The 13,732-nt window shown below is 43.3% G+C and carries 11 protein-coding genes and 1 riboswitch; of the genes, 8 read left to right on the forward strand and 3 right to left on the reverse strand.

The genetic code is table 11. The features are described from left to right. Positions 1 to 310: 310 nt before the first annotated feature. Together N4J56_RS12350 and N4J56_RS12355 are read left to right on the forward strand one after the other, a co-directional pair. Positions 311 to 1,342 carry an AraC family transcriptional regulator gene (locus N4J56_RS12350; RefSeq protein ID WP_317106716.1) on the forward strand — a complete coding sequence of 344 codons (1,032 nt, stop codon included), beginning with the start codon at positions 311 to 313 and terminating at the stop codon, positions 1,340 to 1,342. Between the two features lie 433 nt (positions 1,343 to 1,775). Further along, the gene (locus N4J56_RS12355; RefSeq protein ID WP_317106717.1) at positions 1,776 to 3,824 is read left to right on the forward strand and encodes a TonB-dependent siderophore receptor; all 2,049 of its coding nucleotides are present in this window, start codon (positions 1,776 to 1,778) and stop codon (positions 3,822 to 3,824) included. 156 nt (positions 3,825 to 3,980) lie between these two features. Here N4J56_RS12355 and N4J56_RS12360 read toward each other — a convergent pair whose 3' ends face one another. Beyond that, the gene (locus N4J56_RS12360) at positions 3,981 to 5,117 is read right to left on the reverse strand and encodes an IS4 family transposase (protein ID WP_410500401.1); all 1,137 of its coding nucleotides are present in this window, start codon (positions 5,115 to 5,117) and stop codon (positions 3,981 to 3,983) included. A gap of 164 nt (positions 5,118 to 5,281) precedes the next feature. Between N4J56_RS12360 and N4J56_RS12365 the strand changes: the two genes are divergently transcribed. Continuing rightward, the gene (locus N4J56_RS12365) at positions 5,282 to 5,692 is read left to right on the forward strand and encodes a TonB-dependent receptor domain-containing protein (RefSeq protein ID WP_317110626.1); all 411 of its coding nucleotides are present in this window, start codon (positions 5,282 to 5,284) and stop codon (positions 5,690 to 5,692) included. A 221-nt stretch (positions 5,693 to 5,913) separates the two neighbouring features. Beyond that, positions 5,914 to 6,402: a hypothetical protein gene (locus N4J56_RS12370; protein ID WP_410500486.1), complete on the forward strand. Its 489-nt coding sequence runs from the start codon at positions 5,914 to 5,916 to the stop codon at positions 6,400 to 6,402. A gap of 140 nt (positions 6,403 to 6,542) precedes the next feature. On the opposite strand, the gene N4J56_RS12375 is transcribed toward N4J56_RS12370, so the two are convergent. Beyond that, entirely contained in the window at positions 6,543 to 8,951 is a 2,409-nt protein-coding gene (locus N4J56_RS12375; protein WP_410500487.1) for an NB-ARC domain-containing protein, read from the reverse strand. A 619-nt stretch (positions 8,952 to 9,570) separates the two neighbouring features. Continuing rightward, positions 9,571 to 9,629, forward strand: a riboswitch (Glutamine riboswitch). Positions 9,630 to 9,663: 34 nt separating this feature from the next. On the opposite strand from N4J56_RS12375, the gene N4J56_RS12380 reads away from it, so the two are divergent. From N4J56_RS12380 to ggt, 4 genes are all read left to right on the forward strand, one after another. Then, positions 9,664 to 9,819, forward strand: a complete 156-nt coding sequence (locus tag N4J56_RS12380) for a hypothetical protein (RefSeq protein ID WP_317106720.1) — start codon at positions 9,664 to 9,666, stop codon at positions 9,817 to 9,819. A gap of 29 nt (positions 9,820 to 9,848) precedes the next feature. Continuing rightward, on the forward strand, positions 9,849 to 10,004 hold the full coding sequence (locus N4J56_RS12385; protein WP_317106721.1) for a hypothetical protein: 156 nt from the start codon (positions 9,849 to 9,851) through the stop codon (positions 10,002 to 10,004). Between the two features lie 168 nt (positions 10,005 to 10,172). After that, positions 10,173 to 10,658 carry a hypothetical protein gene (locus tag N4J56_RS12390; protein ID WP_317106722.1) on the forward strand — a complete coding sequence of 162 codons (486 nt, stop codon included), beginning with the start codon at positions 10,173 to 10,175 and terminating at the stop codon, positions 10,656 to 10,658. Positions 10,659 to 10,707: 49 nt separating this feature from the next. After that, positions 10,708 to 12,456 carry a gamma-glutamyltransferase gene (gene ggt / locus N4J56_RS12395; protein ID WP_317106723.1) on the forward strand — a complete coding sequence of 583 codons (1,749 nt, stop codon included), beginning with the start codon at positions 10,708 to 10,710 and terminating at the stop codon, positions 12,454 to 12,456. A 68-nt stretch (positions 12,457 to 12,524) separates the two neighbouring features. Here the strand turns inward: ggt and N4J56_RS12400 are convergent, their stop codons facing one another. Further along, positions 12,525 to 13,658 (reverse strand): SAM-dependent methyltransferase, encoded by a 1,134-nt coding sequence (locus N4J56_RS12400; RefSeq protein WP_317106724.1) that lies wholly within the window; start codon positions 13,656 to 13,658, stop codon positions 12,525 to 12,527. Between the last annotated feature and the right edge of the window lie 74 nt (positions 13,659 to 13,732).

The following is a 13,732-nucleotide window of genomic DNA, read 5'->3' on the forward strand; positions in this document are numbered from 1 at the left end:
CGCTTTTAGTGCAAGTTTCTCCTGAAGGCGGGAGTAGGGAGTAGGGAGTAGGGAGTTGGTTGACGGTTGTTTTTTGCTCCCTCAGCCCCCTCAGCTCTCTTGTCTGCCTTGTCTGCCTTGTCTGCCTTGTCTGCCTTGTCTTTCTTTAGCCCCTTCTTCGGATTTGCTTAAGCGATCGGCGAAATGCATAGTAGTACAATGTCCTATTAAGAATTTTTCTTATTTGTTAGACATCGAGCGTGAGAAATGTCTGTGGCATTTCGAGCAACACTGAAACATTTAGGCATTGAGATATTCGGGCATGGGGATAATGGAGTCACTGACTGAAGTAGAATTTGACGAATGGTGTCATGAAACTCTAGTCAAAGAGGAAACTTACTGCGATCGCAATGGATTCGATCTCATTTCCAGGCGACAACATAGTTTTGGCGAACATTTCACTCGGTTGGTGGAATTCCCCTCTAGACTGGAACTAGAAATTTGGGAAGGCAACATTTACCGCGATGAGAGCGTGTTGGGACAGCATGAGGAGTTGATGCCTTTGGTATCGAAGTTTTATCTTTCGGGCAATCATCACGTTCTTACCCCTGGCATTAAAGAAATTCCCGACGATTATGTTGAAAGTGGCGGACAGCATTATCTATTCTATTTACCGAATATAGATGAAATCGAACAGTGGTCGGCAGGCGATCGCGTGAAACAGATCCGCATACAATTTCCGCTTGACTGGTTGCGAACCCATTGCCAAGAGCTAGATTCATTACCAATAGCACTGCGATCGCTCCTCGAACGAGCTAATCCACCGCGATTCCATCAGTCAGGTAGGGGTATAACTCTCGCCATGCTGAGGGTATTACAGCAAATTGACGATGCTCCGTATGCGGGTGCAATTAAGCGCATTTATCTCGAAAGCAAGGTTTTAGAACTACTAGCACTGCAATTCAATCAGTTGGCAGAAAACGAACGAGCTATCCATCCTCTTAGTAGCCTTAAACCTATTGAAGTCGATCGCGTTTATCAAGCACGAGATATTTTAATCGGACAGCTAGACAATCCCCCATCCCTACTAGACTTAGCAAGAATGGTAGGGTTGAGCGATCGCAAGCTCAGACGCGGCTTCCGAGAAATTTTTGGTACTACTGTATTCGGCTACCTGCACGACTATCGCATGGAGCAGGCACGATTGCTACTTTGTGTCAATAAGATGCGGGTAGCAGATGTAGCGCAGACAGTCGGTTACTCTCATTTAGGACACTTCATTGCCTCATTCAAGCGCAAGTTTGGTATTACCCCTAAAGAATGCCGGATGGGAAAAAAGCCAATTGCCGCTTTTGGGATATAAAATTGCCGCTCTACTGATATGGACATGGGATTCGAGATTCCGTAGGCTAATTCTACGGCATTACTGAGAATCATTTTTTATTGGTGTGAGCGAGATGAAGGTATTATGTTCCTGTTGGTTGGGTTTTCAACTACTTAATTTAAGAATTTTGGCAATAACTCTGGTATTACTTATTGCACCACCAGCTTGGGCAGAAGCAGTTAACGTCGTTGAATCCACAGATTCTTCCCCTCCAGCTTCGCTGTCCCTACAAGGGCAACACAGTTCAGATAAGACTCGATCCCCCCAACCCCCGATGAACAGGGGGGCAATATTCCCCCCTTTTCAAGGGGGGCTAGGGGGGATCTTCGAGGATCTAATACTTTTAACTGAACCGCGCCTACACAGGGGGATTTTAGTAGCACAACAAAGTAGCATTACTCAAGTGACTGCGGTGCAACTGCAACAATCAGATAAAGGGCTGGAAATTATTTTAGAAACACCAGATGGGAAGTCATTGCAAGTCTTTCCTACTAGCTTCGGTAAAACCTTTGTCGTCAATATTCCCAACGCTCAACTAGCAGAAGGTAAAACTTTTCGTCAGGAAAATCCCATATCGGGAATTGCGTCTATTGCTGTGACTCAGCAGGGAACGAATAGTATTCGCGTCACAGTGACGGGAATTAGAGAATTATCCAAGGTGGAATTGGGAAGGAGCGATCGCGCTCTTACCCTAACTCTACCAGAGGCAATCGCACCTACAGCACGAAAACCTACACCACCGACAACTGAAACAGAAACAGCACCAGAACCAACACTGCAAGAAGACAAACTTCCCCCCGCACAAGGAAAACCAGAACAGCCACCAGCAACAGCTAAAGGAGATGAAGAACAAGAAATCGTCGTGACAGGCGAACAAGAAGGATATAGCGTTCCAGATGCTTCGACTGCGACTAGAACCGATACCCCCTTGCGCGACATTCCCCAATCGATTCAGGTAGTTCCTCGTGAAGTATTAAGGGATCAAAACATCACTCGAATTTCAGAAGCCGCTAGGAATGTCAGCAGCGTCACAGTGCAAGGAGGCTTTGGTAATAACACTGATAACTACGTGATTCGAGGATTTGCTACTTACGACAACTTGAGAAACGGTTTTCGAGACATAGACTCTTATCAAAGTACTGCCAATATCGAACGGGTCGAAGTTCTCAAAGGACCAACTTCAGTACTATACGGTCAATTTGAGCCAGGTGGTGTTGTCAATTACATTACTAAAAAACCGCTGAGCGAACCCTATTTTTCAGGTGATATTACGATTGGTAGCTATGATTACTATCGTCCTTCAATTGATATTTCTGGACCGCTCAACTCAGATCGGAGCCTATTGTATCGCTTGAATGTCGCCTATGAAAATTTTGACAGCTTCGTTGATTTCGTGAATGGTGAAACTTTTACTATCTCACCTGTAATAACTGCTAAACTCGGCGACGCTACAACATTAACTTTGGAATATGAATACTCTAGAAATAGTCGGGATTTTTACGATGGCTTACTACCTGAAAAAGTTACTTTTCAACTGCCGATTAGCCGTAATTTTTCCGAACCCGAAAGCAGCCCCTATCTTCGCGATGTAGATAGAGCTGGTTTGACTTTAGAACATCGCTTTAGCGATCGCTTACAGTTGCGAAGTGCTTTTTCTGCTTTCTTTTCTAGCGAAGATATTGAATATGTGCGATCGATAGGTCAATTAGAGCCAGATGGTCGTACTGTACCTCACGAATATCGTCAAAATGAAATTTCCCAAACAAACTATTATTTGCAAACCGACCTAATTGGGAAATTTAATACTGGAAGCATCAGCCACCAAATGCTGTTAGGTTTGGAGTATGTCAGAGATATTCGTACCGACGATTGTTGTCAAGGCGCTGAATTTACTGGACTCGATATTTTCGACCCAGTGTATGGTTCCCCATTACCAACGACTCTAGAGCCTGGTGATTTCACTGAAACCAAGAGCGATACTGTAGGAATTTATTTGCAAGATCAAATTACTTTGCTCTCTAATCTTAAGTTACTACTTGGTGGCAGAGTTGATTTTTTCAACCGTAATACTAATGTTAGATCGGGAATTGATGGCAGTGAAGAAGAAGAGAATTTGTATGAAACTCCCTTTTCACCGCGTATTGGCTTAGTTTATCAACCAATAGAACCAATTTCGCTATACGCTAGCTATAGTCGCTCGTTCGTTCCCAGCGACTCGCGGACGGTAGATGGTGGATTTTTACCACCAACGCGAGGAACTCAGTACGAAGTAGGAATTAAAAGCGAGTTTTTAGACGGTAGGCTTTCAGCAACTTTAGCGGCGTATGAAATTACAAAAACAAATGTTGCTACCACAGATCCCGATAATATTGACTTCTCGATCGCAATTGGAGAGGTAAAAAGTCGCGGTATTGAATTCGATCTGGCTCAATACGGTTCATTTAAGGCTACGCTGTGCTGAGGATAAAGAAAATAGGAGGATTGGTTCGGGAGGGGGTGGCTTGATGTCTTGGCTTTTTTGAGCGAAACTTGGATACAGGTTTTTTTACAACTCTGGGATTGGTACGAGAAACTCGTTCAGGTAACAGAGTGTCTAAAATCTCTACAGTTAACCAACTTAAAAAAAGGGGAGTTCTTGTGATTGCAAGCGTTGAAATTTCGGGATAGCACGACGAATAACTCGCAATGTCCCAGTGAAACTCAGACGCAAAGGAGTGATACCCGCGCTCTTTGCAGCTTGAAACATCAATAACCGCACAGCCCAGTGTCCTAACAACCACCCGTAAACTTCCTGCACAACTTCACGCGGTTTTTGAGAGCGAATATGAGTTTTTCGTCCTGATAAATGTACTTTGAGTTCATCAATAGTATTTTCTACTTCCCAGCGTTGATGATATTCAATCGCCAGTAGTTGAGCCGGAAATTTCTCCAATTCCAATAAGCTGGTAATTAAGCGATATCTTAGTTGTTCCTCTGGGTTGTCGGTATTACCAATTGTGTATTCAATCACTCGGACTTGTATGGGCTGGCAAGCTTTTGAGCGGAATTTAGCAGGTGGATAAATCCAACTCAGATAAGAACCATCCGCCAGTGGTTCTTCGCACAAAAACTTGACATTTGCGGGAATTCTTCCTAAATAATCGCTACCAGTTGTGACAGTTGCTTGCACCATTGCATAAGAATGTAACCCTCTGTCCCACATCAACAACATCCCTGAACTCACGGAGCGTAATAATCTTAATGCCCGCACTCGTTCTCCTATTCGATATGGACACATCAATGCATCAAAGATTAAATGTGTTCCTGCTTCTACCAAAATGACTAATCGCAGTTTGGGAAATGCGGCTTGTGTGCCAGGACGGCTGCTCGGACGACCAAAAACTCTCGCATTTTCATCGCTGTCTGGCAGATCGAAGCAAGTCCGATCAATTACCACAATTCGCAATCCATTGAGAAATGCTCCTTTGGTATCGGTGCTAGCCATTGGTCGCACCAGTTGATGGAACAATTGACTCATCACCCTTGGACTTAATCGTTGTCGGGCTTGCGTTATTGCTGATTTACAAAAAACTCGCCAGTATTTCCCCACTTTCACCCATGCTTCGCTCAGCCCATCAATTAAGTTTTTCAGCACATCTCTCATCGAATCTCGTGACCACAGACTCATCGCAATTACCAAACAAATTACCAATTGTGCTGGTAACGAGCGTTTACGTTGTTCACAAACTTTAGTTTTAGCGATCGCTTGCTCGATCTCCGTGGATGGGATGGCTGCCTCTATCGCTTTGAACACATCACTACTTTGTATCGTAGGAGACAACAATGAGAAATCCTTCAGATGCACTACACTCACTTTCCATTCTTGGGAACAATGCTTAATTTACAACACTTTGAGCCTTAACTGAACCGTAGTGCGATCTGGCTGGGGAACTTACTCCTGGTTGGAAAATCATTGGTTCCTACTTTGTCAACGATGCATTTGTGAGTGTAGGAGACGAGAATAACCCTGAAGATAGCTCCCTCGTCAACGCGCCAGAACAAGGTGGTAGTTTGTGGACTACCTATGAAATTCAAAGTGGCAATTTACAAGGGTTAGGTTTTGGTGCAGGATTATTTTTTGTGGGCGATCGCGAAGCCACATTACCGAACGATTTGATAATTCCTTCTTACGTCCGTGCTGATGCGGCAATTTTTTACAAGCGTGATAATTGGCGGGTAGGACTGAATTTTAAAAACCTATTCGACAAAAAGTATTACGAATCTCAGGGTTTTGTTCTCCGTCCTGGTGCGCCTTTCACTGTCTTGGGAACGGTTTCGGTGGAGTTTTAAATCCTTTGGCTTAATCTCAGATGAGATCGTAAACTTTTTAATTTTTCTATGAGCTACCTCAAAGACATCACCATACATTCCTGGCAAATTGGTAGCAGGATGAGTTGAAAGGAATACAAAACAGATAGCTATTTGCAGATTTCGCCGCTGTTAAGGCGATCGCACAATAGAAACTCTACTCAATCCCAAGAAGTATTTAGTTGTCTTTTGGATTTTTCATGATGCAGCCTACTTTAGACACTTTTGCCCAACACTTAGATTTATCGCGCGATCGTCTGGAAGCTTTACTCTCCCAGTCTCTTACTGAATGTCTAAATTCTCCCGAACTACAACAACAGTTAAATAGCTTAGATGTTTCGTTACTAAAGCAAACTCTACCAACAGCTGGTAGCGTTTTAGCTGAGCGATTACCTCCTTTTTATCACTGGCTACAAACAGAGTTGGGTGTGAAGCGCGTTCCTGATAGTCCAGAGCATACAACAAAATGGGTCATTGGTTTTGTCAATAATCAAGAAAGCCTCACGCGCTTAGTAGAACTTCATCGTCCGGTTCCGCGTTTGGCGATGGAACATTCTGTTCCTTCTCTGGTAGGAATGTTTGAAGGTGTGGAAGATTTGCAGGTTAGGCAAGAGTGGCAAAAAGCTATATCGGCTCTTTGTTTGGTACTGGTTGTTGCAGCGCGAGAAGCAGAACGATGCGTGAGTGTATAGCCTCAGATCGACTGATAGCATTTTGTTAACATTGCCCCACGGAAGATCCCCCCAACCCCCTTTAAAAGGGGGGCTAAGAATTGTATTATGCACAGCTCCAAAACCCGCGCAGGCGGGTTTCGTCTGTGTAGTCGCGAATTCTATTCGCCTTTTGCTCTCAAAACTTTTTCTACTTGCCGTGGTGCATTCATCTGCGTAAATAACTGAAGCGATCGCTGATAATTCAATTGGCTATTTTCAATATCTTTCATTTTTGCATAAGTTAATCCTAACTGCAAATAAGCCTCGGATAAATCGCATTTTGCACCAATTTTATCTAAAATTTCTATTGCCTCTACGTGTTTGCTGAGGGCTAGTTTAAATAAAGATTGCTGGCGATCGCTCTCTGCTAATCCAGTCAGCGTTTTAGCTTTAATTTGCAGATAATGACTTTTTTCGGCATCAGCTAGGGAAAGAGAAAACATCTCTTGTGCTTTTTGTTGATTACCTAAATTGACATAAGTTTGACCGAGGATTTGAACAAAATAAGCAAAGCTTCCACTTTGTTTATTTAACTCACACATAATCGAGTCATAAATCGGTTCGACTAGATTGTACGCTGTTTGATATGAACCTAAATAGGAATTTACTAAAGCTAAACATACGCTAGCTTTTTCTGCCCAGCGATGATGAGTTGTATTTTGAGCTAAATCTATAACTTGCTGAAATAATTCGGCTGCTGCCTCTAATTCCCACAAATCTATATTGTACAGTCCCATGCTGAGTAAAGAATCTACTTCTAGCATTTTTAAATAATATAACTTGTAGCGATCGCCTTGACTGAACTCTAAAGACTGTAATAATTGAGTCGCTAGCTCGATACTTTTTTCTTGACATTCTATTGCTGCGTAAATTTGACCAGCAGTCCAATATAAATCTCCCAAAATATTATATAATTCTCCCAAATAAGGATGGGATGGCAAATTTTGGAGAATTTGAGTTATCGCACCCAAAACGGGTTGAATTAAACCCATGCGGTACAAAGTTCCACCCAGAGGTAAAAACTGTCCCCATTGATTATTTCTGCTTTTAAGAATGACTCTAGCCGCCAACTCGAAATCGTTAATTTCTACATAGTGATAGTATGCTTCCAGAGCTTGTAAAGCATCTTTTATAGTATCAATTGTAGGAACGCTATTCGTCCAAAAATCTGCGGCTTTGCTGTTCGCAACTATCCATTCATTGCTAACACGTAACCTCGCGATCGCCTCAGCACAAATTGCTGGATGCAGCCAGTATTCCCCCTGTTGAAATTCAACTAAACAGCGATCGCGTAAAGCTGTAATAATTTGTCGCTGCTGTTGGGGTGGTACGTCCCACAATAAATTTAAAATTCCTTGGGTAGGAATCTTTGCCACATCTTGGTAGCGATAACATCCCAGGCGACACAATAAGCGGTATGCTGGCAGATCGAGTGTTTGCAAACGGTGAAATTGACTGGCAATTAAATTTTTCAAATCGGTGACAGCCAAGGGAGCGGCATGGTTTTCTTGCCAATACACGATCGCATTGCCTGCAAAATCAGTTTGAATTGTACCGCAAAGGATTCCCATAACTTTAGCGTTACCACCATAGGCTTGATGCATCTGCTGGATTGTCTGTAAGTCAGTTGCAATTTGACGGTAACTAAAATATTCTTGCCAAGCCTGAAGATCTAAACCAGGTAAACGGTAGTGTTCTACATTTAAACTCGGTTCGCACAGGCGATCGCGACTTGTAATCAAAGTGACGGATTGTACTTTCGAGTCGGTTAAAATCCGAAATAACTCCACATAGCTACGATGGGAATCGATTAAACGTCCTTGGCGATCTAATGCAGGTTCTAAGTTATCGATTAACACCCCTATCCGTCGCATTTGCAACTGGCGTTTGAGCCTATCTAAAGTCACGCCAAATTCTAAGCCTGGTTCCTCGTGTAAGTCTTGTTTCAGCCACTCTTCTACAACTCGTTCAGCAGAAGTAAGGTTCTGTGTTTCCTTTGCTACTAGCAGTTCTAGCACCACTTCAAAATTTTGAGTTTGCAAGTATTGCTGTGCTAGGGTGGTTTTTCCCAATCCGCCTTCACCCTGAATGACGATCGCCTTACTATCCAAACTTACCAGGAGATCGAGGTGAGCGATCGCTTCGGTTCTACCGACGAAATTTGTTTTTTCAGTAGGGACGCACAGCTGTGCGCCCCTACAATCGTTTTGTACGCGATCGCAAATTACTGTAGAATCTCTGGCGTGCAGATTTCCCTTATCTTTCGATGTATGCAGACATCGTTCTAAAACCGCACGACAGTTAATCTTATTAATCTTCTCTCCCAAAGTTTGAGACAGTACGCGCCACAGATGGGAACCAACATCTTTAACGTGTCCTTCTGTATAACCGCAGTACGCTGCAATTTCAGGGTATTTGCGTCCTTGCCAAACCTGCTGAAGAATGTGTTTTTGTAGAGAATTTAACCCTTCGCCAGTTTTGGTCAATATGAGATTATCCACCCATGCCAATGCTGTTTCAGCGTCCATAGGTTGCTGAGGATAAAAGCCATACTTAGTATAAATTGTCACAGTAAAAGGAGACAGGAAACAGAATTTAAAAATTCAAATATCCCTTGTAGGGGCAGGTTTACCGCGTCATTCCCGCCAGAATCGCAGAAATTGCGGGAAAACCTGCCCTAACCAGTTTCATCGTAGAGGCAATTTTACCGCGTCATTTCAGACACAATCACAGAAATTGTGAGAAAACCTGCCCTAACAAGTTTCATCGTAGGGGCAATTTTACCGAGTTATTCCAAGCTGTATCGCAGAAATTGTGGGAAAACCTGCCCTGACAAGTTTCATCGTAGGGGCAATTTTACCGCGTCATTCCAGTCAGTACAAAGGTTGATCGTCAAATTACCCTGACAAATTTTATAGCAAAGCGCGAGAAGGTTAAGGTCTCAAAGTCAACTCTCGCCTTTGAGTTGCAAGGTTTTTCCTTCTGTCTTCCGCCTTCCGCCCTCTGCTTCTGCTATAGAATTAATTAGCAAAGTTGAATATTTTGTAGTTTAAATTACATTAACTTATTTAGATTTATGATTCATTCCATCCTCAGATAGACCCAAATCAGAAAAATGACTGATATTGTAATGAATGTAAAGGATAAATCGTTCATCTCTCCAGTGGAGGGACGGAAGTAGAGAAAAACTCTCGAAGGAACGCGCCTCATTCGTAACACAACAACAAGAAAGAGGCGAATATGAAATTTAACAATATTGGTATTCAATCTAACTCCGATCGCGTGTCTGTTTCTGCACAAGCAAGATTGTTAATGAGCTTGAATCGTCAGAAGCAATACAACCGCCAGCAGTCCATGCTACAACGCACAGCATCAGAAGTAGGTACTGAAGGCTAGAAAGAGATCGAAGCAAGGAGTAAATAATCATGAATGCAAGTAGAAAGCCAAGCTACAAAGAGGTAGCTAGCATTCATCGCTCGAATATTTTGGAAAGCTTAGAACGGCGCTTGCAAGCCGCCAGAGCCAAGGGCGACGACCGCTTGACTTCCCAATTGGAAGCAGAGCTGAAGTACTACCAATAAGTCTAGCTAATTAAGTTTAGCTAAAGTGGGGGATGCGATCGATGCATCCCCTGTTTGCGATCGCAAGTCGCAAGTCAGAAACCACATTTCTTTCCCTGCTCCCTACTCCCTGCTCCCTACTCCCTAAATGGGGTAAACTCAGTGTGATGGTAGCAGCTTTTGTGTCATATGGATTTAGACCGACAAATTAAAGTCCTGATTGACGAAGCGCCTCAAGATGGCGTGACTCCGCAAGTTGTTGCTGCTGTCGCTCCTGTATTGGTACTGCTTGCTGGCAGGCTGCGCCATTTAGAATACTATATTTTGCAAAACTTAGATCGAGACTGGGTAGTCACTACGTTAAGCGATCGCGCTAACTCAAAAGTGACCAAGCGCGTTATCTATGCTTTCCCCACACTTGCAGATGTTTCAGCTGTAGCAGTCTCGGAACAAGACCCGGAAATTGTTGCTTCACCCTTACCCGTCACTCACATATTATTTCAGCTTTTTGCTCTTGAAACGGTAGACAGTATAATTTTCTTCGATACCCCAGGAGAGCTAAATCGGGGAACAGAGATTCAACGGGGAGAATTGCAAAAGTTAATCAAGCTGCAAATGCAACCGCGATCGACTCCCGCTAGTCCTTTCAATCAAATTCCTCCCGATATTGCTTGAACGATCCTCGTAGAGTGGTATTCTGCTAACGAGAAGTAGTATTGCGCTGATGAAAGCAAATAAATTTTGCCTCTACTTTGGTCTATTAGCTCTTGTCTTCAGTACAGCTCTAACTCCAGCAGTAGTCAAAACTCAGGATGCACCCGAAATCGATCGCGCGGTTCGCAAAGCTGTACGCACTCAAAAGTATATGGCAGTGGCAGCTCACCCGCTAGCAGCAGCAGCAGGTAATGATATTCTGCGGCGGGGAGGTAATGCTGTTGATGCGGCGATCGCCATTCAAATGGTACTGGGTTTAGTTGAGCCGCAGTATTCTGGAATTGGTGGCGGGGCTTTTTTAACCTATTACGATGCCAAACGCAAACAAGTTCGCACTTATGACGGTCGCGAAACGGCTCCAGCAGCGGCTCGACCGGATCGTTTTTTAAATGCAGATGGCAAACCACTCCAATTTTACGATGCGGTTGTAGGTGGAAAGTCTGTCGGCGTGCCTGGAGTAGTCAGGATGCTGGAAATGGTACACAAGGCACATGGTAAGTTGCCTTGGCAAGAGCTATTTCAACCCGCAATTCAACTGGCGCAGCAGGGCTTTCCAATCTCGCCTTTATTGTACGATCGCCTCAGCAAAGAAAAGTATTTACCAAGCCTAGAACCAGCTCGCAGCTACTTCTATCAAGCGGATGGCACGCCTAAACCTGTGGGGACAATTCTCGTCAATCGTCCTTATGCTGAGGTGTTGAGCCGGATTGCAAATTCCGGTGCTGATGCCTTTTATCGGGGTGAAATTGCCAGAGACATTGCGAATACAGTCCAAAAAGCTACCGTAGCAGGTGATTTAACAACTGACGATTTAGCGACCTACCAGGCAAAAGAGCGATCGCCTGTATGTGGAGTTTATCGAGTTTACAAAATATGCAGTATGGGACCACCTAGTTCTGGTGGTTTAACCGTGTTGCAAATTCTCGGTATGCTGGAAAACTTCCAATTATCCACCCTCAAACCAGAATCAACCCAAGCAGTGCATTTATTTGCCGAAGCAGGAAGGCTAGCTTATGCTGACAGAGGCTTATATATGGCTGATGCTGATTTTGTCCCCGTACCAGTTAATGAATTAATCGATCCTGAATATTTAAATAATCGTGCCAAGCTAATTAATCCTCAACGCGCCTTGACCGATGCCGAACCAGGCGAATTGCGATCGCCGCAAAAGTTAGTCTGGGGACAAGATAATGCGATCGAATTTCCCTCAACCAGCCACACAACGATTGTCGATCGCAATGGCAACTCAGTCTCTATGACCACCAGTATTGAAGATACTTTTGGCTCTAGATTGATGGTACGAGGCTTTTTACTCAACAATCAACTCACAGATTTTTCTTTTTCACCCACAACACCCGATGGAAAAGCAATCGCCAATCGGGTAGAACCGAGAAAGCGCCCTAGAAGTTCGATGGCTCCCACGATGGTATTCGATCGCCAAGGTAAGCTTGTGATGGCGGTTGGTTCGGCTGGCGGCGCTCGAATTATCAATTACGTCGCGCAAGCGTTAATTGCCGTTCTAGACTGGAAATTAGATAGCCAACAAGCAATGTCACTCCCTCATTATGGCAATCGCGACGGGGCGACGGAATTAGAGACAAATACAAGTTTGCTTAATCTTCAGCAAAGCTTAGAAACGCTCGGTCATTCCGTGCAAGTTGTCGAACAAATCAGCGGTTCTCATGCGATCGTCCGTACCGAAAAAGGTCTAGTCGGTGGAGCCGATCCCCGCCGCGAAGGAATAGCAATAGGAGAATAACAGCGATCGACGATCGGGAGTCAGAAGGATATAAATACGAATTGCGATCGCGTGCCATTTAAAACGTACTAAGCATGAACCATTAAAAATTGACCATTGCCATTCACTTCACCATCACAACTGGCAAAATTACTAACAAACCAGAGCAAATAAAACCTCCATATTCGGCGAAATTTAGGATAATTTATGCCATAGTTTAAATCTTTGACTATTGCCTGATTATCGTCAAAATTCTTTAGCCAGCTTGCAAAGGTTCGAGAATAATTAGAGCCATTGAGATACCATCTTTTTATTGTTTTGAGATCTTGGTTATGGCTAGGTACTGCATCGTAATTCCAGAATCGACCGTGGGGAAAAATGTATTTATGGGTGTAAACGCTAGATATGTTATTAGGGGTACGAACCGTAATGATGTGAATAAAAACTTTACCCTCATCCTTTAAAAAAGTAGCTAATTTCTGAAATGATTTTGTTAAATTACCGACATGGCAAAAAACACCAATTGAGAGAATTTTGTCAAATTTTTCCTGGAATTGTACCTGATTTAAATCTCCTTCATATAAAGTAAATCTACCTGAACTCAGGTAGCTTTCAGGGTCTTGCATTTTTTGGCGGATATACTCGCATTGTTCGTGGCTCAAATTCAAACCCGTAAACTTGACATTAGGAAACTTAGAAAGAATATAATTCGGAACGCAACCCCAACCGCATCCAAAATCTAAAATACGGTCTCCATCTTTGATGTCTAATTTCTCAATAACATCATCAATCATGTGCATCTGGGATTGCTCGAGGTTTAATGCTCCTTTTTCCCACAATCCCATGCTGTACTTAGGATAAATAACTTTCCAATTACCTAACATCGTATTCAGCATTCCTTGAGGCAAGTCGTACTGAATTTTCATTAACTCCCGCGACCCTTCGGCAAGACTATCAGTTTCTTTTAACACCCATTCGTAGGGTGCAAGCAGGGCTGGAAAATACTGAAAGAAAATCGGCATACAGGTATTGAAAAGCGCTTGCAGCAGTGAGTCGGGAACTTCCAACCCATTAATGTAAGCTTCTGCTACTGCCATTTGTGCTGTATTAACTACTTCTACTACTCCACGGGTTGTTTTGTATGCTAAAGGAGTTTTAATATTGATATCTCCCACTACAGGAATATACTTCTCTACATCTTGCAGCGTCATGCTAGCAGTCATGATTATACTCCTTAAAGTTTCAGGAATTATGTTATGTTAACACGAGAAAAAATCATTGTTAATTTAGCTGTTTT

The organism is Chroococcidiopsis sp. SAG 2025 (assembly GCF_032860985.1).
GTDB lineage: Bacteria > Cyanobacteriota > Cyanobacteriia > Cyanobacteriales > Chroococcidiopsidaceae > Chroococcidiopsis.

What these genes read in the sequence shown, in the direction of transcription:
- ggt (WP_317106723.1), top strand. Translation starts at nt 10,708, where the DNA reads ATGAAAGCAAATAAATTTTGCCTCTACTTTGGTCTATTAGCTCTTGTC.
- N4J56_RS12390 (WP_317106722.1), top strand. Translation starts at nt 10,173, where the DNA reads ATGGATTTAGACCGACAAATTAAAGTCCTGATTGACGAAGCGCCTCAA.
- N4J56_RS12375 (WP_410500487.1), bottom strand. Translation starts at nt 8,951, where the DNA reads ATGGACGCTGAAACAGCATTGGCATGGGTGGATAATCTCATATTGACC.
- N4J56_RS12400 (WP_317106724.1), bottom strand. Translation starts at nt 13,658, where the DNA reads ATGACTGCTAGCATGACGCTGCAAGATGTAGAGAAGTATATTCCTGTA.
- N4J56_RS12385 (WP_317106721.1), top strand. Translation starts at nt 9,849, where the DNA reads ATGAATGCAAGTAGAAAGCCAAGCTACAAAGAGGTAGCTAGCATTCAT.
- N4J56_RS12380 (WP_317106720.1), top strand. Translation starts at nt 9,664, where the DNA reads ATGAAATTTAACAATATTGGTATTCAATCTAACTCCGATCGCGTGTCT.
- N4J56_RS12350 (WP_317106716.1), top strand. Translation starts at nt 311, where the DNA reads ATGGAGTCACTGACTGAAGTAGAATTTGACGAATGGTGTCATGAAACT.
- N4J56_RS12370 (WP_410500486.1), top strand. Translation starts at nt 5,914, where the DNA reads ATGCAGCCTACTTTAGACACTTTTGCCCAACACTTAGATTTATCGCGC.